Here is a 20,025-nt window from a genome sequence, read left to right as displayed (position 1 = left end):
TATACGAACTCACGGTTAAAAACAATGTAAAAAAAACCATGACTGACGCGCAATGTTTTGATGTAATTTCGGATTAATTTTTATTTTAAACCAACACTGATCCACCAAATTTTAAATACTATATTCATAGGAACAATAACAATGTCAAAAGACAATGATAACCCTAACCTTACTGCCTCAAATGAGGCGAGTAAGACCACTAAAACCCAAGACAGCGTTACTTTTGCTTTAGCCCAGTCACACTTTTTGGTCGGTGATATTACCGCCAATGCAGCAAAAATGCGCACGCTGGCACTAGAAGCTCGCGAGCAAGGTGCTGATGTGATTGTCTTTCCAGAGCTCGCACTATTGGGCTATCCACCCCAAGACTTACTGCTGCGCCCAAGCTTGTCAGGTCGCATCAAAAGCGCTTTATCTAGCTTAAGTGATATCGATGACATCGTCATGATCGTTGGCTATCCGCACGTCGATCACCATGGTACGTTCAACTCAGCAGCCATCCTGCATAATGGGCATCAAAAAGGCTTTTATCATAAACAAATATTGCCAAACTATGGCGTGTTCGATGAGCGCCGTTACTTTGACAAAGGTCGCAATCAAGTCCTATTTGATTATAAAGGCATCACTATTGGTCTACTCATCTGTGAAGACTTGTGGGAAAAAGGCCCTATTTCTGACCTCAAAAAGCAAGGCGCGGATCTGGTCATCAGCTTAAATGCCTCACCTTTCGAAATTGAAAAACAAGACAGTCGTAAAACCATGCTGACCAAACGCAGCCGTGAGAATGGCCTCCCCATCATCTATGTCAATGCTGTTGGCGGTCAAGATGACTTGGTCTTTGACGGTGGCTCTATGGCAGTGCAAGCTGATGGTAGCGTTGCCCACGAAGCGCCACGCTTTATGAACCAATTGCTACTCGCGACCTTAGATGTCAAAACTGCCAAATTCAATGCGCAGTCTAAAGCACCTTTGACCCTCAGCCGCGAATCAGAGATGTATCAAGCACTGGTGGTTGGCTTGCGTGATTATGTCAACCTTTCAGGATTCTCTGGCATTATCGTCGGTTTATCAGGTGGTATTGATTCGGCATTAACGCTTTGTATCGCGGTCGATGCTTTAGGTGCGGATAAAGTTTATGCGGTCATGATGCCCTATGAATATACGTCACCAATCAGCTTAGAAGACGCACAAGCACAAGCCCGTCGTCTAAATGTTTCTTATACGGTTTGTCCAATTTTTGATGCGGTCGAAGGCATTCGTCATACCCTTGCCCCGCTATTTAATAAATCACCTGCGGACACCACTGAAGAAAATATCCAAGCACGTGCGCGCGGTGTTGTATTGATGGCACTGTCCAATAAATTTGGTCATTTGGTCATCACGACTGGCAATAAATCAGAGCTGGCGGTTGGTTATTCAACCTTATATGGTGATATGGCAGGTGGCTTCGATGTGCTAAAAGATGTTTATAAATCACAGGTTTATAAACTGGCCAGCTATCGTAACCGTCTAGAAGACACGCCTGTGATTCCTGAGCGCGTGATTACCCGTCCCCCATCAGCCGAGCTACGCCCTGACCAAAAAGATCAGGACAGCTTACCTGACTATGACATCTTAGACGGCATTTTGATGTCTTATATCGATGAAGACATGGGCTACCAAGATATCGTAGATAAAGGGTTCGATGCTGACTTGGTCGCCAAGGTTATTCAAATGGTCGACAATAACGAATTTAAACGCTGTCAGGCACCAATTGGCACGAAGATCAGCCATAAAGCCTTTGGTCGCGAGCGTCGTTACCCATTGGTGAATAAATGGTCGATAAAAGGCTAGGTTACAACCATTGTCTGACTGCTACCGTAAAAAAGTCAGACAATGACAACCTCCTTGTTTAAAAATCAATCTTTAATTATTAGCTGGGTGCTTGCCCAGCTTTTTTAGTTTCTGACTAGAATGTGTTGAACATTCACAAATAAGCTTTTCGCGTCCACAAATTGAACCCTTTATTTTTAATCTAACTACCCTACCTATTTCTATCCGAGTATCTCATGAGCTTGCTAACTGCTGGTGTGTTTATCTTTTTATTAATTGCGCTCAGCGCCCTTGTCTCCAGCTCCGAGCTAGCACTAGCCTCCGCCCGAAAAATCAAACTACAAGTGATGGCCAAAGAAGGCGAAGTGCGCGCGCTTGATGTTCTCAATATGCAAGAGCATCCTGGCAGTTTTATTACTGTGGTACAGATCGCGCTCAATGCGGTGGCCATTTTGGCAGGTGTTATCGGCGAATCAGCCATCAGTCCTTATTTAGAGCGCCTATTCGGTCATGAAGCGCTCGCCTCTGTTGTGTCATTTATCATCATCACCAGTGTTTTTGTGCTGTTTGCCGATCTTATGCCCAAACGTCTCGCCATGTCCAACTCTGAACCGATTGCTATCAAAGTTGTGCGGCCGATGATTTTTTTAATTTTTATATTAAAGCCGATTATTTGGGTCTTTGATGGTGCAGCGAACCTGATTTTTAATTTATTGGGTATATCGACTGTCCGTCAGGATGAGATGACGTCAGAGGATATCTACGCAGTGATGGATGCTGGTGCAGAAGCTGGGGTGATTAAACATCAAGAGCATCATTTGATCGAAAATATCTTTGAGATGCAAGAGCGCACGGTGACCTCAGTGATGAATCCACGCGAACACATCGTTTATTTTGATACCAAGGTCAGTACGGAACAAGTGGTTGAAGTCATGATCAAACAGCCACATAATAAATTTTTGGTCTGCCATGACGATGATCTAGAGCATATCATTGGCTATGTGGAGTCACGCAGTTTTTTAGCCTTGGTGCTTAACCAGCAAGAGGTCAGCTTAACAAACAAAGCCTTATTAAAACCGGCGCTGTTTGTGCCTGATACTTTATCTTTGTTTGAAGTGTTAGAGATGTTTAAATCAACCGGTGCTGACTTTGCCGTTATCATTAACGAGTATGCGTTGGTCGTTGGAGTGATTACTCTAAAAGACGTCATGAGTATTGTCATGGGCGAGCTGGTCACGCTAGAAGATCAGCCCATTGTTCAGCGTACTGATAACTCTTGGCTGATTGATGGCATGACCCCAATCGAAGATGTGATTCGCTCACTCGGCATTGTCAATCTACCGCATAGCCAGAACTACGAAACGATCAGTGGCTTTATGGTGTATATGCTACGCAAAATTCCAAAGAAAACTGACAGCATTGAATATGCCAACTACCGCTTTGAAATTCTTGCGACTAATAACCTCAAAATTAACCAGCTACTAGTGACTAAGCTCGAAGAAGTGGCTTAATCAGCTCAACATGCACTAACCTCTACTACCAAATATGGCGGTGCCGACTCGCACCATGGTCGAGCCATTGGCAATCGCCTCTGCCATATCATCACTCATGCCCATACTAAGCGTATCCCAGCCAGTTAATTCTGGATGGTCACGCTTGATGGCTTCAAATAATTGCTTGGTGCGGCTAAAAGCATCGGTGTTGGTTTTAGCAGGGATAATCATCAGTCCACGCAATTGCAGACGCTCATAACCTTTCATTGTGGTTATCAATTCCGGTAACTGCGCTGGCAAACACCCTGATTTGCTGTCTTCATTATCAATATTGAGTTGGATCAGAACGTTCAATGGCGGCAACTCGCTTGGACGTTGCTCATTCAGACGCTTCGCAATGATGTCGCGCTCAACCGTTTGTACCCAATCGAAATGCTCGGCAATATCACGCGTCTTATTACGTTGGATACTACCAATATAATGCCAAATAATAGACTCGCCTATTGCTTGAGATTTTAGGGTACTGATTTTTTCGATGGCTTCTTGCAGATAATTTTCCCCAAAGTGGCGTTGTCCTTGCTCAGCTAAAGTAGCAATCATCTCGGCAGGCTTGGTCTTAGAAACCGCAAGTAAAATCACCTCGTCTGGTGCGCTGTCTTTGGCTTGTTCACCTGCCTGCGTCACTTGTCGTATGACCTGCTGCCAGTTATCAATAAGGCTTAATTTATCAAAATTATTTTCAGTATCTTTCATATACAGCTCACAAGAATAAATGGTTTGATTATTTGTTTTGATTTTTATTGATCGCACTATTTAAAGATTTCATAAAAATTTTGCCATGAGCAAAATTTACACAATAAATAAATGACTGTCTAATTTTACATTTTCTTAGCCTAGTAGATGGTTAAATGCCAAGAGTCTTGTTATGATATTGTTACATGGTTTAACATATACTGCTAAAAATAATAGTAATAGTAACAACCATAGCCTAGCTCATCGCTAAACAACTGATCTAGCAGAGGATGATTGATAAGGTTATCGTTTACAGCCTGCTGCTATGCTCTTTTTGTCTTACCCTTATTCATTGATAGGAATGCCTGATTATGGCTGAAAAAAACAATCTAAGCATCGAAGATCTGCTGCGCTTTACGGTCAAACATAAGGCATCAGATCTACATATTTCAGCCGGTATGCCAGCGATGATTCGGGTCGACGGTGAGATGACACGCATCAATATGCCCACGATGACACATCAAGTCGTGCATCAGCTGATTTATGACATCATGAATGATAAGCAGCGTGCTGACTTTGAAGAGTTTTATGAGACGGATTTTTCTTTCGAGATTCCCAACTTAGCGCGTTTTCGGGTCAACGCTTTCAACCAAAATCGCGGTGCAGGTGCTGTCTTTCGTACCATTCCTTCCAAAGTACTGACTATGGAAGACTTGGGTATGGGTGAGGTGTTCAAGCGTGTGTCAGATCTCAAACGTGGCGTCGTCCTAGTAACAGGTCCGACAGGCTCAGGTAAATCAACCACGCTCGCTGCTATGATTGATTATATCAATGAAACCCGTAAAGAGCATATTTTAACCATCGAAGACCCGATTGAATTTGTCCACGAATCTAAAAAAAGTCTGGTTAACCAACGTGAAGTACACCGTGATACCTTAGGTTTCGAGCCAGCGCTACGTTCAGCACTGCGTGAAGATCCTGATATTATCCTTGTTGGTGAGCTACGTGACCTTGAGACCATTCGTCTAGCCTTGACTGCTGCTGAGACCGGTCACTTAGTTTTTGGCACCCTACACACCAGCTCAGCGGCTAAGACCATTGACCGCGTGATCGATGTATTCCCTGCAGCGGAAAAAGACATGATTCGTGCCATGCTGTCGGAGTCGTTACAAGCGGTCATCTCACAGACTCTATTGCGTCGTCAAACTGGCGGACGAATTGCCGCGCATGAGATTATGCTGGGTACGCCAGCGATTCGTAACTTGATTCGTGAGAATAAAATCGCCCAGATGTACTCGGCTATCCAGACAGGTGCCGGTGATGGCATGATTACTCTAGATCAAACGCTTAAAAATCTTGTGACAAAAGGCACGATTAGCAAAGACGTTGCTCGTCCTTATGCCAAGCAGCCTGACGCATTTTTATAGCAGTGCTGATCTGATCAGAGCTACTAACTACTACTAATAGCCAGTGACTTTTTTATATACCTTTTTATACACCTTATTTATTTTTAATAGTCATGATTATTGATCTTTAAAAATGGACTTTAGACAATTTTTAATCGATTTACACCGAATGTAGGTAAGATATGGATATTGATAAACTGTTACAGTTAATGATCAATAAAAACGGCTCCGACCTTTTTATTACCGCTGATGTAGCGCCTTCCATGAAAATAAATGGGAAAATTCTACCCGTTGGTAAGACGCCCCTGAGCGCTGAGCAAACCATGCTATTGGTCAAAGGGGTAATGACGCCAAGTCAACAAAAAGAGTTTAAAGAGACGAATGAATGTCAATTTGCCATTACTGATGAAGCACAGCAAGCACGCTTTCGAGTCAGTGCCTTTGTACAGCGCGATATGGCGGGCATGATTTTACGGAAAATTGAGAATAAAATTCCAACCGTTGAAGAGCTACGATTGCCGCCAGCATTGAAGGAGCTGGCCATGAAAAAACGCGGTATTATTTTATTGGTTGGCGCAACTGGCACCGGTAAATCAACCACTCTGGCTTCCATGATCGGTCATCGCAACCAAAACTCTCATGGTCATATTATTACCATCGAAGACCCAATTGAATTTGTTCATAAACACCGTGGTTGTATCATTACTCAGCGTGAAGTTGGTATCGACACCCACTCTTTTGAGGCGGGTTTAAAAAACACCTTGCGCCAAGCACCAGATGTTATTTTGATTGGTGAAATTCGTAACCGCGAGGTCATGAGTTATGCGATCCAATATGCAGAGACTGGCCATTTGGTATTCGCCACCTTGCACGCCAACAATGCCAACCAAGCAATTGACCGTATCATTCATTTTTTTGAAACCAGTCGCCACAATCAGCTATTTATGGATTTGTCGCTTAACTTACAGGCCATCATCGCGCAGCAATTGATTCCAACCCCAGACGGTAAAGGTCGGCGGGCAGCCATTGAGATTTTGTTAAACTCACAGCTGATCAGTGACTATATCCGTAAAGGCGAAGTCCACGAAATCAAAGATGTCATGACGCGCTCCCGTGATAGTGGTATGCAAACCTTTGACCAAGCGCTTTTTGATCTATACGAACAAGGCGAAATCACTTATAAAGAAGCCATTCTCCACGCTGACTCTCCTAATGACTTACGTCTCAAAATCAAACTGAGCAGTAAAAATGGTACAGCTAATCTAGATGAAGGTGCTGATAGTTTATCGTTGGATGTCAGCTAATCTGTAGCAAGTAAGCAAGTCACACAATAAAAACAGCCCTCATGATTGAGGGCTGTTTTTATTGTGATACCGCTGCTGTCTGCAAAAATAACTGCTCTTAAGGCTATTATTTTGCGCTGTCGCGACATTCTTGATTGTTACAAATGCCGTATAACACCAGAGAATGACCCGATAGCTTAAAGCCATGCTCGGCGGCTACCTTGATTTGTTGTTCTTCGATAATCTCGTTATGGAACTCGATAATCTTGCCGCAAACATCACAAACCAGATGATCATGATGCTCTGCCTGAGTGATCTCAAACACGGATAGATTGTTTTCAAAGTTATGGCGCTCAACAATACCTGCTTGTTCAAACTGCGTCAGTACTCGGTAGACGGTCGCCAGTCCCACATCTTCACCTTGTTCAATCAGTGCTTTGTACACCTCTTCTGCACTCATATGATGAAGCTCTGCGCACTCAAGCAACTCTAAAATTTTGATACGCGGTAACGTTACCTTTAATCCTGCTTTACGTAAATCTTGATTGGTAAAAGAAGCCATAATATCCCTTCTGACTGTTAAGTCTTAGCAAATAAAAACTAAAAAATATGAGGTAAATAATCGCCAGTGATTATTATTAATTAAGTACTAAAGATCCAAATCTCCGTAGCCCAGCTTGTCTTGCATAAATTTTTAGCGTGGTTAAGGTATATAGATCTCACCGCAAGTCTATGAATTTAAAATATAAATAATCCAATACCTTAGGTAGTGTTTGGTAAATAATGTCGTAAGTGGTAGGCAATTGCAAGTAAATGACGTATCATTTGTCCAAGATTGTCGGCAAGACCAGCACCAACACCCCTTGACCGTACCTAATCCATTTTTTATGAGTCATCTTACCATGATAAAGACATTAAATTTTCGTCCGTTAAGCCGTGCAAGTACATTACGCAAGATTGTCATGACCGGTATGCTTAGTGCCTCGGTTGTGATGTCTGGCTGCTCATTACTGAGTGTTTATAAAATTGATTTGCCTCAAGGGACAGCTATCACCCAAGTGCAAGCTCAAAAATTGCAAGTGGGCATGAATCAAAACCAAGTCCTCTATATTTTGGGTAGCCCAGCGATTAGAGACACGTTGGAGCCTAAACGTTGGGACTATATTTATGATTATAAAGCAGGCACAGAAGGCAGTCGCAAAGGCATCGCTGATGTCAAAAATGCCAGCCAGCATTTGGTTATTTACTTTGATGACAACGGCTTAGTCAGTCGCATCGAAGGCATTGAAACCCTTCCTGCTCAATAAATCTGATTATAAGTTTATGCTTAATGATTGTTAGGGTGTGTCTTCGTTTCAAAATAGCAGACTTAATAATGCTTAAGCTAAATAACAGTCCGGCTAAACCGTTAACTTCGAGACTTAGTTTTGCGCTGAGACATAGGATCAGCGCTTAAGCTGCGATAGACTTCTATTCGGTCGAACGGCTGCAATGGATAACTGAGCGGCTGCTTTTGGGCATATATCCCTACATGCCAACGCTTAGCTGCTGGCGTTGGCACTTGTTCCACTTCCTCACACCACCTTGCTAATGCTGGAAATTTCATCAACCAGCCTGCTTGCGCGAGTGCCTCGTACAAAGTAGTCCCTTCAGCGACTGATAACGTCAAATAATGCTGACGCTGCGCCTCTTCAGCATACGCCAGATAGACCGTCATTAGCTTACCCACTGTATCACCCAACCTATCAACGCCAATAATAGCGCCACTGGTACAACCAAACGTATCGCTATCCGCCATAGATTATAGAACGCTTCATTGCCAAAGTTTAGAGACTTGCGCAAATGACTGATCTTCATCTGCCAACCGGCGAAGATGGACAACAACAATACCGCGATACTACTGATAATAACCAATAGACCTACCAGCCATATAGTGGGTATGGCGATGACTAGTACCAGTGCTACCGAAAAAGTGACCACTAAGCTGACCAACAGCCCAAACTTATGCGCTAACTGCTGTACGCTATAATGTAGCAAATAGCTGGCCACAAACAACACCCCTAGCCAATATACCAGCTGTCCGATCGGTGGTAATGCCATACCACTGATAAATAATGCCACAATCCCAACCAACAATTGCACTATCCAGATGGGCAATACCAATTTGCTCGCACGATATTCTTGATTGGCACGAGTGCGTGCTGGTTTTTGTGCATTGATATTATTCACATCTACCGCTGTGACGACTTGCTTGGTTGATAAGTGTTGACCGAACCAATATAGCCCTGTACCTGCCCCCACACTGACCAACGCTAAAGCAACCGCGCGCGCCCATTCACCTAAGCTGATACCAGTCATCGCAAAATTAATATTTGGCAAACCATTTGCCACGCCTAGCACCAAACCTACTAGCATTAAACCTAAACCAATCGGTAAAGGCGTAACACCGAGTAAGCTCAATAAGATAGCAATGACCATCAATCCCGCAGCGATCGCAAAGCTGGGGACGTCAGGTGCACTATTAAGGTCAGTAAGTGCCGATACAATACCAGTGCTAGCACCTGATATAACTAGCGCAGCAATAACAATCGAAACCAGCGCTGCCAACCAACCAAAGCTGCGCCATAATGGACTGGCATCAGCCTCACGAGTGAGTTTCTGCATACCTGCGAACGGCGCATCGACACTACGATAGGCGAGCGCAATCTCGGCATACACCACGGGCAGTGATACTAGGACCATCGCCAAGAGCCAAAGCAACCAAAAGTCGATTTCACCAATGGCTGCAGGTGCGAACCAGTGAAACAATAATAGTGGTAACAGCGCTGCGATAAAATAAGAAGCATAGCGGGTCATCATAATCTAAATCCAAACGATCTAAAGTGAATAACGATAATTAATAATTATACAGACCAAGCAAAAGCACCTGTAGGTAGGCTTATAATCGTCTATATAATATAAAGGTATGTACAATATAAGGGACTGGCAGTTATAAAAAAACCCCGAAATCGGGGTTCAATAACTAAATAATGACTGACACGTAATCAGCGGCTTAATGGCAGTGTGCTATGAAGCAAACGCTGAATGCTTGCACTTAGTGAACAGCACTCACATAATCTGCCAAAATACGGATATCGCGATCTGATAGCTTAGAGGCTACCGTCTGCATCATACCTTTTTCGCCTTCTTTTGCCGCATCATTGGCACGTTTTTGATCATCGCTATCGATGTCATCTTCACGTCCAGCTGCACGGAACAGTTTTAGCTGAGTGGCGATATATTGAGAGTGTTGTCCACCTAAACGTGGAAACGCTGCCCATGTATTACCGGCCGCATCTGGACCATGACAACCTGCACAGCCAATAATGCCACGAGATTTATCACCACCTAAAAACAGCTTGGTCGCTTCTTGGTTGGTTGCCGGATTACCGAAGCCGACTCCCCAAGGCGCTTGGCTAGCATAATAGCCTGCCACATTGGCCAAATCTTGCTGTGATAAGTTCGCCACTTGCGACTGCATAATACCGTTCTTACGGTAACCGGCTTTAAAGTTGACCAACTGTTTATAGAGATACTTAACATTTTGGCCGCCCAAATTAGGCTGAGCAGGAACCACACTGACACCATCAACACCATGACAAGCAGCACAGACTGTTTCTGCAATTTGCTTGCCAGCGTTAACGTCATATTCGGGAACAACAATAGCAGCTTGTACGCTGAAACTTGCAACGCATAAGCTGGCAGCAGCGATTAACTTTTTCATTGATACAAATCCTACTAACTCGGCGTAAGTATTATTTAGAGTGATTGCATCGACAAGCACATTGATATACGTCGCGCTACTATATAGCGAAGTCAGCATATATTTTATGGGTTGGTCACAAACAGTCTGAAAGTACTTACTAACATCAGGGTTTATTTTGGATTATTATAGCAAGACTTTATAGTATTTGCCTACTTAATCGTAGTAACCGCTGGTTTTTCTATTGGCGCTACTATAGGATGCTGCTTGAAAAACAAAAAGCGCATGAAGTGAGTGCTTCAAGCGCTTTTTTTCTTTTATCTAAAATTTTGATCCAGCAGCTGTTATTTGCTCATGTAGTCAATCAGTTTACGGTAATCATCATTGCTACAGTTATCACAAAGTCCACCAGCTGGCATCTGTGTCATACCACTTTTGACGGAGTTAATCAGGGCTGGCATGCCTTTTTGTTGTATTAGCTGCTGCCACTTAGCACTGTCGCCTTTTTTGATAGCATTCAACGCGCCACTATCATGACAAGCCGCACATGAATTGTCATAGGTGGTGGCAATATCAGCAGCACTGGCGCTGGTTGTCATGGCTGTCGTTAGGATAAGCGCTGCACCACTGCCAATTAGTAGACGGCAAGTTTTGGTAAAAAGTGTGGTGATTGCAGACATAGGGCACCTCCTTAATTTTTTCGTACGCTTAATTAAATACCAACTTAATTAAATACTATAATAAACGTTTTTCATTAAACATTGTAACAATATATGTCAATTTAGTATACATGAATCGAGTTTGACTTTAGTAACGCTTTTTTATGCGAGGAAAACTTTCGCTAAGCGCTACTACACTTTAATGGTATGCTGTTATTTATATAAGACTAATCACCGTAATTTCAATAAGTAAGACGGTTAATAGTATAGAATAGTCACTGGTTTAAAACAGCGATTGTTGTCAGCAAGAGCCACTCGTATTCTATCTATTTAATGCGTCGCTTTGATGATTAGCCAACCACCAATTCTCACTACCGTATCCAATTTTTTGCAGATTAATGAGCCATTTATGAGTACCCCGTTTACAGATGTCGCCGCCGAACATGCGGTGTTTAATACCAAATCACGCCAACGAATTCAGCAAACTGAGTTTATGACGTCAGCGCCTACTTTTCGCCTTTGTCCGCCTGATGTCGGGTTAGAGGTTGCTTTTGCAGGACGCTCAAACGCGGGTAAGTCCTCGGCCATTAATGCATTGACCAATCAGCGGCAGTTGGCGCGCTCGTCCAAGACCCCTGGTCGTACGCAGATGATTAACTTTTTTAGTATTGGCGACAAGCACAGACGTCTGGTGGATTTACCAGGCTATGGTTATGCTGCTGTGCCGCTGGAGATGAAAAAAGAATGGCAGGTCGAGTTGGAAGAATATTTGGTATCACGCTCAAGCCTAGCAGGCTTAGTGCTGATGACAGATATTCGTCATCCGCTCAAATTCTTTGATGAGCAAATGCTATTTTGGGCCAAAGAAGGTGAACTACCCGTCCATATTTTGCTAACTAAAGCAGATAAATTGAAGTATGGTGCTTCTAAAAACGCCTTACTCAATACCCGTAAAAGACTGAAAGAGTTAGGTCTTAAATGTACCATTCAGTTATTTTCAGCCTTGAGAAAAGAAGGCCTCGATGAATTGGCTGGTGTGATGGGCAATTGGTACGATTACCAGCTTAATGACAACAAAATCATTGAATCCTCTTTTAATCTGCTTGATGATGACCCGCTCGAAGAAGAATTGCTCGAAGATAACGAACAGTCTGATAGTGGTCAGCCTGCTAATGAACAATCTAATAATGAGCTGCCAACTGATAAATAAATAGCAGACCATTAGTTAGGGCGTGTCATCAATTAGCACATTGATACATTTAGTGGTCTTAAAATGGTTAAATTTTGCCAAACATCGTCAGAAATCTTGTCAATATGTTCATATTTACGGTAATTTCTTTCTTGTTTGGCTGCAATTTTCCTCATTTTAAGCCTCACAATCTAAATGATGACACGCCCTAGTAGCATTTTATAAAAATTGATAAAAAAAGGGTTTATCGCTAATAGTGATAAACCCTTTTTTATTGTCATTTATCTGTCTGCTCTGAGTCTAGCCACACAACAGCTCAGCTAACGCTTGCGGTGTGTCAACTTGATAAGTAGGCAGCTGGGCAGCCAACTCAGCGCTGGATGCTGTCCCGTAGTTAACAGCAATACTAGTCATGCCAAGTTTATTTGCCATTTGAATATCATAAATACTATCACCGATAAATACGGCATCAGATACTGGCTGCTGCGTATAATTCAAGATATCCGTCAGCATCTGCGGATCAGGCTTTGAACCTGACTCATCGGCACAGCGGGTAATATCAAAATAATCATGACTTGCCGAAGCATCCAGTACGCGATCCAGTCCACGCCGCTTTTTGCCAGTTGCAACAGCAAGCTTACGACCCTGCTGTTGCAAAGTCTTTAGCATGGTTTCTGTAGGGGCAAAGAACGGTGTGCGATGGCTGTTTGGAATATAATAGTCAGCGTAGCTTTGTTGAATGGCAAGCTTTTGCGCCTCACTGGCCTGCGGATACAAAATCTCAATACCATTCATCAGGCTAAGACCAATGATGTCTTTGACGGCTTGATCGGTGGTTTGAAAGCCATGTGCCTCTCCTGCCACATGCATGGACTCAACAATCAGACCGATTGAATCCATCAACGTACCATCCCAATCAAAAATAACTAGCGTCTTGTCGGCTAAGCGATGATCAGACTGTTTATTCATGAGTTTGCCTTATTAAATGGTGCGCATTTATTACAGATGCTAAAACGTCACGCCGACTTATTGGTAGAAATAAATAAGTGAGCATGACGTTTAGGATCAATACTTAATATCAGCTAAAATGTAACCTGAAACACGAGAGATTCAAGCTTATTCAGGCAATTTGGTTTGCTCTGGCAGCCAGTCAACCATCTCATCGGGCAATGGTGCCGTGATAGTTTTATAACCAGGAATGTCTAAGCGCCATGCATGCAAGCACAGACGATGCACGCCAGACTTATCATGGACGTTATACTTACTGTCCCCTAGGATAGCATGACCAATATGAGCCAAATGCACACGAATTTGATGGGTACGACCCGTCAGCGGTTTAGCTTCTATCAAGCTGACTGGTTGACCGGCAATCATAAAACGTTCATGGACAATAATATCTGTCTGGCTTTCTTTGGATTGTGCGTCCTGAGCCTCTACTTTAACGCGGCGCTCACCGCTATCAAGTGTGTAGCGAAGCAATGGCGCATCGATACGTTGCTCATTCAGGGCAGGTTGTCCTTTGGCAATACATAGATAATGTTTTTGAATAGTCTTATCGACCAAATGCTGCTGCAATGTCTTTAGCGCTGAGCGTTTCTTAGAAATCATCAGCAGACCTGAGGTATCTTTGTCGATACGATGGATCAACTCTAGATATTTTTTACCAGTCACTTCACGCATGGCTTCGATGACGCCAAAATCAAGACCGCTGCCACCATGTACTGCAATGCCAGAGGGTTTATTAAGCACCAGCAGGCCATCATCTTCGTAGACCACACGTGCTAATAAGCTTTTGGCAAACTCGGTGCTGATGATGGGCTTTTCGCGGGTGGCGAGTACCACTGGCGCGATACGTACCACGTCTTCACGCTGTAATCTATCGTGGGCTTTACAACGCTTGTTATTGACTCGAATCTCATCTGAGCGAATCATTTTATAGATATGCGGTTTTGGCAAACCTTTTAGGCGGTTCAGCAAAAAGTTATCCAAACGCTGGTCGTGCTGATGGCGAGTGACTTCAAGGTAATTAACCTTTCCAAAGTTACTAATCTCATCGTCGGCGCTTTGCGGACGGGTTTTGCTATTAAAAATAGCAGGAGCTTCATGGGTAGTTGCGTCGTCAGTCATTTTGGAGTTTGTCATTTTTAGTTAGGTATTTACACAAAGATTTGTTATAGTTTAACATGTTGAGCGCCAATTAAGCAGAGGTTGCGGCAATAATCCTTATTGTCTCAAACGACCGGTCGTCATCTTTACTACTTGCTAGTAACGAGGCATGCCTTGTTCCTTAAGCTAATTTTGCACGCATCATCTAATTTTTAGGACTAAATGCCAAGTAACACACGGCGTAGCGTCCAATAAGCGGTATTTATACCAAACATAATTGCTTCGATAATAGTGATAAACAAGTCCGTTTATCGAGCGATAGCAGTACACAACTACTCATTTAACGCACGACCACGACTTGATTTTTAATCATATTAGGCAAGCGCAGTTGAGCAAGTGACGGTAGTCCGATATTAAGAGTTTAGAGCTGCCTGAATATTGGCGGTCAAACAGATAAAATAGATGCATTATAAAAGAGATATCCCCAACCGAGCTAATGAGCCGGTTACCTATTCTGTTTGCCAAGTACGCCCCGCTGAGCAACAGCGCAGTGGCACTCTTAAAATCAGATACCAAAATATATAGATGTTATAAGTTAAAATAATAGATAAAACAATTGAATTGATTTGAGCTAATATTGAGAGGTTCGCTGAATTTAACGGTTTGAAGTATAAACAGTACAGCGAATAAATTGTAACCATGTGGCAAACGCTTCGATAGACTCTTACAAAGTATATTAAATGCCCTTCACCACTTTACATGTTAATCATCTTGGTAAAATTTATGGTGGCAAGGATGTTAATAGCCAAGCCTCTAAATCGATACAAAATGATTGGCATTCGGTGTTAATACTTTAGCGGCAATCATTGCGAGCCACTAAAACATTAACAGTAGACAACCTTACAGCCTTACACCCTGTATTAGTAGCTACTTAGAACCATCTGTCTGGTACGCTCAAACGTAGTCAATTCATTGTGAGTTAACAGGTAAGTTTTTTATGAGCGCCTCTTAATGCTCCTTTTTATTTATCCAACTTTATCTGAGCACGACGCTCCTCTCACATCTGGTATTTTTAGCTGATATCAATATTAGCGTCACTTGATACTACTACCTTCTTGCTTTGGTTATTTTTATATTGATCGCTGTCCAATTGGCAGTCTGAGTACATCGTGAATGTGGCTTGCTATAAAAGTCATTTAACGTAAAAGTTTATCATTCAGAGTTTTTCAATATAATAGCCCTTCTTGTCGTTGTCCTGTGTACTCATAGGATAATAGTATGAAACGTATTCTGATCAACGCCACTCAAAACGAAGAAATTCGTGTCGCCTTATGTAAAGGCAACCATCTTTACGATTTCGATTTAGAAAACCGTACTCGCGAACAAAAAAAATCTAACATTTATAAAGGCCACGTCACCCGTGTCGAGCCATCGCTTGAAGCCGTGTTTGTCGAATATGGCTCACAGCGCCAAGGCTTTTTGCCGATTCGTGAGATTTCTGCTGAATATCTAAGCGGCAATCCTCGTGACGAAAACATCAAAAAATTGATCAAAGAAGGCGATGAGCTGATCGTCCAAGTCGAAAAAGAAGAGCGCGGCAATAAAGGCGCTGCCCTATCGACTTACGTATCATTGGCTGGACGCTATCTGGTATTGATGCCCAATAACCCTCGTGGTGGCGGTATCTCTCGTCAAATCTCGGGTAAATTACGCGAAGATATGAAGCGTATGCTGGGCAGTTTAGATTTGCCAAAAGGCATGAGCGTCATCATTCGTACTGCTGGTATTGGCAAAACCCAAGAAGACTTACAACATGATTTAAACCATCTGCTCAATATCTGGCAAGCCATCCAAGAACAAAACCAAAAATATCCATCACCGCGCTTAGTCCATCAAGAAGCAGGCGTCGTCACACGCGCCGTCCGTGATTATCTGCGTGATGATATTGCTGAGATTTGGATCGATAACGAAAATGCTTATATCGAAGCGGCAGGTTTTATCGATGCGGTCATGCCAAAACAAGCAGAAAAACTGCGTAAATACACCGATTACGAGCCGATGTTTTCGCGCTTTAATATCGAAAAACAAATCGAAACCGCTTATCAGCGCGAAGTTCGTCTGCCATCAGGTGGTTCGATCGTTATTGACCAAACTGAAGCATTGGTCTCTATTGATATCAACTCAGCTAAATCTACTAAAGGCTCAGATGTCGCCGAGACCGCTTACCATACCAATTTAGAAGCAGCAGACGAGATTGCCCGTCAACTGCGCTTGCGTGATATGGGCGGCTTGATTGTCATTGACTTCATCGACATGAACGACAATAAGCACCAAAAAGAAGTTGAAAAACGTCTGGTTGATGCCACCAAATATGACCGTGCCCGCGTTCAATTTGGCGATATTTCTAAGTTTGGTTTGATGGAAATGAGCCGTCAGCGTCTGCGTCCGTCATTAGAAGAGTCGACCGGTTATATCTGCCCACGCTGTCATGGCAATGGCATGATTCGTGACTTGCGCTCGTTGTCCCTGTCCATCATGCGTCAGATCGAACAAATTGCACTCAAAGAGCGTCAAGGTGAAGTGCAAGCCGAAGTACCGACAGATATCGCAGCATTTTTATTGAATGAAAAACGTGATGCCTTAGTGTATCTTGAGCAAGACAGTGGTACGCGTATCACCATCTTGCCACACGCACATTTAGAATCGCCAAACTTTAAACTGCACTTCAACCGTGACGGTTTTGCCCCTTCAAGCTACGAGCGTATCACTGATACTGCCCAAGAACACAGTGATCTTGGCTATAATGTTGATTGGCAAACGGCTGAAAAGGAACGTCCCGAACAGCAGCCTACCCGCCAGCCTCGTCAAACAAGAGATAGCAGCGCTACGAACCAAGCAACTAGCCCTGTAACTGCTGCACCACAAAATACTGCTGAGCAGCAGAGCAGCACCGTCAATCATAGCAATGACCGTCGTAATAATACGAGCACTAATAATGCTTCATCGACGCACGCGCCACAAGATAATAAAGCGGCGAACGTTGCTGTTGCAGCACCTGCCGCTGCTATAACGACTCCGTCTCCTAGCGTCGCAACGACTGCCCAACCACAAGCTGTTGCTTGGTTGTCCAATCTATTTGCGCAAGCCCCGCAGGCACAAACAACCAATAGTATCAGTAGTCGTGATGCGGCTGAAGCCATCGAAGCGCTGGTGAATAATGGTGCGCAAAGCTTAGGCTCTTTTGGACAAGTGGATAGCAGTGCGCTGACCGGCAATGCTCAGAATCCATCGCAAACGACTCAGCAAGACAATAGTCAAAAAAGTGACAACCAAGCATCGAATAATAATGCTAACCGTCAACAAGCACGTCGCAACACGGACGGTGATACTGACGACAACAGTGCTGAGGATAGAAGAAGACGTAAGCCACGCAAATCGAGATCTTCTAAGCCGCATCAAAGAAAAGAGCCGCGTGACGAGACGAGCAGTGATAACGTAGCCAACAGTAGTGCCGATAGCAGCGCCGCCAGTAGCACTGATGACAAATCAGCTGACACCCAAGACAAACGTCAGCAGGATAATAGACGCACGAGTGATCGCAACCGTAATAATCGTCAAGATAACAGCCGTAATAGTAATAATAACGGGCATAACGATAGCAACCGCGACGATGCTGAGCAAAAAGACAGCAACACGGCAGATGAGCAAACCCGCACTAAGCGTAAGTCAAACACTCAGCGTAGTTCACGCGGCAAGCTTGAGCGCGGCGAGACGTTAACAGCTGATAATGCTAAACAAAATACTCAGAAAACGGCTACCGGTGCTAACAAAAACCAAGCGAGCACACGCCGTAATCAAGATCCTAACGAAGTGGTGCTACAGGTTAATGAAGCAACTAATGAGCTTAAGAAACCAGAAGTGGTTCACTTATCTCTGGATGATAGTAAGCCTGCACAGGTCACTCATCAATCTGCTGAAAAACCAAACTCGGCGCGTGACACTACGAAAGATGAGACTATAAAAGAACGTAGAGAAGACAGTGCAACTCAGCAGAACGCTGCTAAAGAGAGTACTAACCAGCAAAACAGTGCAGTGGAAAGTACTGACAAGCACGGTACTAGTCAAAAAAGTACTCAGGTAAAAAGCTCTGAAGAAAAAATCACTGCAGAAAAAAGCTCTGATATAAGAGATAGTACTCAACAGGACAATGAGCCTGTTAGTGATACGCAAAAAAGCAGTACACAAGCAAATACTGCCGAAAGCACTGATGCAGAAGTGAGCACTGCGGCAGATCCGGCGCAACAGGCTGCACCTACAGACGACCGTAAAGTCGATGACAAAACAGCGTCGGTAGATGAGCAAGCAGCTTCTAAAAGCAATAGTGACAGTCAAACTGATAGTCAGAAGCCAGTAACTACTGAGGCAGCTAGCGTAGCAACAGCACCAAGCGCGCAAAAAACTGACGATGACAACGCGACTACGGCCGCGACGGAGACTAGCAGCCCTAGTAACTCAGCGCTTGAGCTGACACATGACGCATTGTTTGCCAAACGCTACGTGACAGCTAAGAAGTTCGGACAAGCGAGCAATGACCCGCGTGTCGTTCGTAGTCAGCAAGCGCAATCTGCTGAGCAGCCTCAAGCAACTGAGCAAGCAGTAGCAAGCGCACCGACCATTCGTGGTTCGGTTGGTGATTTTGTTCGTAAAGCATTAACGGATGCAGAAAGTCGTTTAAAAAGTGATGGTGTCATCAGCTGCTTTATTGCTGCTATTGAAGCGCATACGCAGAAAGCTCAAACGGCTGGCAATGGCACTAACGTTGAAGGCGATTCAAGCGAGAACAAAGGCGACGACAACGACTTTGCCACTCGTCGCTTTGACTTTAGCAACTACGGCTATCAACCTTTAGCAGCGGATTACCTTGCCCGCTTTGAAGCAATGACGCAAGCGGTCAGTCAGTTTGCAGCGGCACAAGGCAAAACAGCCGTTGAGCCACGCGCTATTGGCAAACGTGCCAGCAACGATCCACGCGGTCAACATCCTGATTATCAGCAACCTGCTGTACTCACTATCCCTGATGAGCAAGCAGCGGAGCCAACCGTTAATGCTAGCGAGCCAGCCACTGAGTCTGAGCAAATCAGTAATGACGTTGATGCGCACAAGGTAGAAGCGACAGCATTAGCCAATCAAACGCAAGCAGATGATGTTAGCGCTGATAGCGAGCAACTGCTAGAGGCAGAACAAGCGTTAAAGGAAACAAGCGTTGAAAGTCCTGACACCAAGAGCAATGATGTTGAAGAGGTTGAGGTGAAAGGTGCTGAGGTGAAAAGTGCTGAGGCTGAACTTGAGCAAACTGAGCAGCCTATAGTAGAGCAATCAACGAAAGAGGAAATTCAGGCGGCCAAGTCAAAAACGACGATAGCCAGTTATAAGAACATGATTGAGAATGTAGCAGAGCAACTACTGCCACAAACTGGCATGTTTAATTTAACCACGCCCAAAGTACCAAAAGCGCGCAGTCGTAAGCCAAAGACTGACCATAAAAAGCCGACGCAAGCTGAAAAGCTAGAGTCTGATGAGTCAGACAGCGAAAGCTAATCGTA

The 20,025-nt window shown here is 43.8% G+C and carries 15 protein-coding genes; 7 read left to right on the top strand and 8 right to left on the bottom strand.

Annotated features, from left to right (window positions below; genetic code table 11):
* Nucleotides 1–141: 141 nt before the first annotated feature.
* Complete coding sequence (locus JMY08_RS07540; RefSeq protein ID WP_201592660.1) at nucleotides 142–1,833, top strand: NAD+ synthase; 1,692 nt, start codon at nucleotides 142–144, stop codon at nucleotides 1,831–1,833.
* A gap of 215 nt (nucleotides 1,834–2,048) precedes the next feature.
* On the top strand, nucleotides 2,049–3,323 hold the full coding sequence (locus JMY08_RS07535; RefSeq protein WP_010195738.1) for a hemolysin family protein: 1,275 nt from the start codon (nucleotides 2,049–2,051) through the stop codon (nucleotides 3,321–3,323).
* 15 nt (nucleotides 3,324–3,338) lie between these two features.
* Here JMY08_RS07535 and JMY08_RS07530 read toward each other — a convergent pair whose 3' ends face one another.
* Nucleotides 3,339–4,058, bottom strand: coding sequence for a YggS family pyridoxal phosphate-dependent enzyme (locus JMY08_RS07530; RefSeq protein WP_201592658.1), 720 nt, complete (start codon nucleotides 4,056–4,058; stop codon nucleotides 3,339–3,341).
* Between the two features lie 350 nt (nucleotides 4,059–4,408).
* Here JMY08_RS07530 and JMY08_RS07525 point away from each other — a divergent pair, with 350 nt between their 5' ends.
* Together JMY08_RS07525 and JMY08_RS07520 are read left to right on the top strand one after the other, a co-directional pair.
* Nucleotides 4,409–5,464, top strand: a complete 1,056-nt coding sequence (locus tag JMY08_RS07525) for a type IV pilus twitching motility protein PilT (RefSeq protein WP_010195743.1) — start codon at nucleotides 4,409–4,411, stop codon at nucleotides 5,462–5,464.
* Nucleotides 5,465–5,625: 161 nt separating this feature from the next.
* On the top strand, nucleotides 5,626–6,747 hold the full coding sequence (locus JMY08_RS07520) for a PilT/PilU family type 4a pilus ATPase (protein ID WP_189582949.1): 1,122 nt from the start codon (nucleotides 5,626–5,628) through the stop codon (nucleotides 6,745–6,747).
* A 106-nt stretch (nucleotides 6,748–6,853) separates the two neighbouring features.
* Here JMY08_RS07520 and fur read toward each other — a convergent pair whose 3' ends face one another.
* Entirely contained in the window at nucleotides 6,854–7,288 is a 435-nt protein-coding gene (fur, locus tag JMY08_RS07515) for a ferric iron uptake transcriptional regulator (protein ID WP_201592656.1), read from the bottom strand.
* A 325-nt stretch (nucleotides 7,289–7,613) separates the two neighbouring features.
* Between fur and JMY08_RS07510 the strand changes: the two genes are divergently transcribed.
* Nucleotides 7,614–8,033: an outer membrane protein assembly factor BamE gene (locus JMY08_RS07510; protein ID WP_201592654.1), complete on the top strand. Its 420-nt coding sequence runs from the start codon at nucleotides 7,614–7,616 to the stop codon at nucleotides 8,031–8,033.
* A gap of 101 nt (nucleotides 8,034–8,134) precedes the next feature.
* Here JMY08_RS07510 and JMY08_RS07505 read toward each other — a convergent pair whose 3' ends face one another.
* The 4 genes from JMY08_RS07505 to JMY08_RS07490 all read right to left on the bottom strand — a co-directional run bounded on the left by JMY08_RS07505 (nucleotide 8,135) and on the right by JMY08_RS07490 (nucleotide 11,148).
* Entirely contained in the window at nucleotides 8,135–8,455 is a 321-nt protein-coding gene (locus JMY08_RS07505; protein WP_227676144.1) for an RnfH family protein, read from the bottom strand.
* Nucleotides 8,443–9,585, bottom strand: a complete 1,143-nt coding sequence (locus JMY08_RS07500; RefSeq protein ID WP_201592652.1) for a hypothetical protein — start codon at nucleotides 9,583–9,585, stop codon at nucleotides 8,443–8,445. Before JMY08_RS07500 ends, JMY08_RS07505 begins: the two co-directional genes overlap by 13 nt.
* A gap of 235 nt (nucleotides 9,586–9,820) precedes the next feature.
* Nucleotides 9,821–10,489: a c-type cytochrome gene (locus JMY08_RS07495; RefSeq protein WP_010195758.1), complete on the bottom strand. Its 669-nt coding sequence runs from the start codon at nucleotides 10,487–10,489 to the stop codon at nucleotides 9,821–9,823.
* A gap of 323 nt (nucleotides 10,490–10,812) precedes the next feature.
* Nucleotides 10,813–11,148 carry a c-type cytochrome gene (locus JMY08_RS07490; protein ID WP_201592650.1) on the bottom strand — a complete coding sequence of 112 codons (336 nt, stop codon included), beginning with the start codon at nucleotides 11,146–11,148 and terminating at the stop codon, nucleotides 10,813–10,815.
* Between the two features lie 388 nt (nucleotides 11,149–11,536).
* Here JMY08_RS07490 and yihA point away from each other — a divergent pair, with 388 nt between their 5' ends.
* A complete protein-coding gene (yihA, locus tag JMY08_RS07485; protein WP_201574455.1) occupies nucleotides 11,537–12,337 on the top strand; it encodes a ribosome biogenesis GTP-binding protein YihA/YsxC in 801 nt (266 codons plus the stop codon).
* Between the two features lie 279 nt (nucleotides 12,338–12,616).
* On the opposite strand, the gene JMY08_RS07480 is transcribed toward yihA, so the two are convergent.
* Together JMY08_RS07480 and JMY08_RS07475 are read right to left on the bottom strand one after the other, a co-directional pair.
* Nucleotides 12,617–13,285: an HAD-IA family hydrolase gene (locus JMY08_RS07480; protein ID WP_201592648.1), complete on the bottom strand. Its 669-nt coding sequence runs from the start codon at nucleotides 13,283–13,285 to the stop codon at nucleotides 12,617–12,619.
* 147 nt (nucleotides 13,286–13,432) lie between these two features.
* The gene (locus JMY08_RS07475) at nucleotides 13,433–14,443 is read right to left on the bottom strand and encodes an RluA family pseudouridine synthase (RefSeq protein ID WP_201592646.1); all 1,011 of its coding nucleotides are present in this window, start codon (nucleotides 14,441–14,443) and stop codon (nucleotides 13,433–13,435) included.
* A 1,257-nt stretch (nucleotides 14,444–15,700) separates the two neighbouring features.
* Here JMY08_RS07475 and JMY08_RS07470 point away from each other — a divergent pair.
* Nucleotides 15,701–20,020: an Rne/Rng family ribonuclease gene (locus JMY08_RS07470; protein WP_201592644.1), complete on the top strand. Its 4,320-nt coding sequence runs from the start codon at nucleotides 15,701–15,703 to the stop codon at nucleotides 20,018–20,020.
* The last annotated feature ends 5 nt before the right edge of the window (nucleotides 20,021–20,025 follow it).

The organism is Psychrobacter sp. Pi2-51, assembly GCF_904846665.1.
GTDB classification, from domain to species: Bacteria; Pseudomonadota; Gammaproteobacteria; order Pseudomonadales; family Moraxellaceae; genus Psychrobacter; species Psychrobacter glaciei.
The sequence above is the reverse complement of the archived record's forward strand: the minus strand, read 5'-3'. Positions and strand labels throughout refer to the sequence as shown.

Excerpts from the sequence above, each read along its gene's own strand:
- JMY08_RS07540 (WP_201592660.1), top strand. The coding sequence starts at position 142 with ATGTCAAAAGACAATGATAACCCTAACCTTACTGCCTCAAATGAGGCG.
- JMY08_RS07535 (WP_010195738.1), top strand. The coding sequence starts at position 2,049 with ATGAGCTTGCTAACTGCTGGTGTGTTTATCTTTTTATTAATTGCGCTC.
- JMY08_RS07530 (WP_201592658.1), bottom strand. The coding sequence starts at position 4,058 with ATGAAAGATACTGAAAATAATTTTGATAAATTAAGCCTTATTGATAAC.
- JMY08_RS07525 (WP_010195743.1), top strand. The coding sequence starts at position 4,409 with ATGGCTGAAAAAAACAATCTAAGCATCGAAGATCTGCTGCGCTTTACG.
- JMY08_RS07520 (WP_189582949.1), top strand. The coding sequence starts at position 5,626 with ATGGATATTGATAAACTGTTACAGTTAATGATCAATAAAAACGGCTCC.
- fur (WP_201592656.1), bottom strand. The coding sequence starts at position 7,288 with ATGGCTTCTTTTACCAATCAAGATTTACGTAAAGCAGGATTAAAGGTA.
- JMY08_RS07510 (WP_201592654.1), top strand. The coding sequence starts at position 7,614 with ATGAGTCATCTTACCATGATAAAGACATTAAATTTTCGTCCGTTAAGC.
- JMY08_RS07500 (WP_201592652.1), bottom strand. The coding sequence starts at position 9,585 with ATGATGACCCGCTATGCTTCTTATTTTATCGCAGCGCTGTTACCACTA.
- JMY08_RS07495 (WP_010195758.1), bottom strand. The coding sequence starts at position 10,489 with ATGAAAAAGTTAATCGCTGCTGCCAGCTTATGCGTTGCAAGTTTCAGC.
- JMY08_RS07490 (WP_201592650.1), bottom strand. The coding sequence starts at position 11,148 with ATGTCTGCAATCACCACACTTTTTACCAAAACTTGCCGTCTACTAATT.
- yihA (WP_201574455.1), top strand. The coding sequence starts at position 11,537 with ATGAGTACCCCGTTTACAGATGTCGCCGCCGAACATGCGGTGTTTAAT.
- JMY08_RS07480 (WP_201592648.1), bottom strand. The coding sequence starts at position 13,285 with ATGAATAAACAGTCTGATCATCGCTTAGCCGACAAGACGCTAGTTATT.
- JMY08_RS07475 (WP_201592646.1), bottom strand. The coding sequence starts at position 14,443 with ATGACTGACGACGCAACTACCCATGAAGCTCCTGCTATTTTTAATAGC.
- JMY08_RS07470 (WP_201592644.1), top strand. The coding sequence starts at position 15,701 with ATGAAACGTATTCTGATCAACGCCACTCAAAACGAAGAAATTCGTGTC.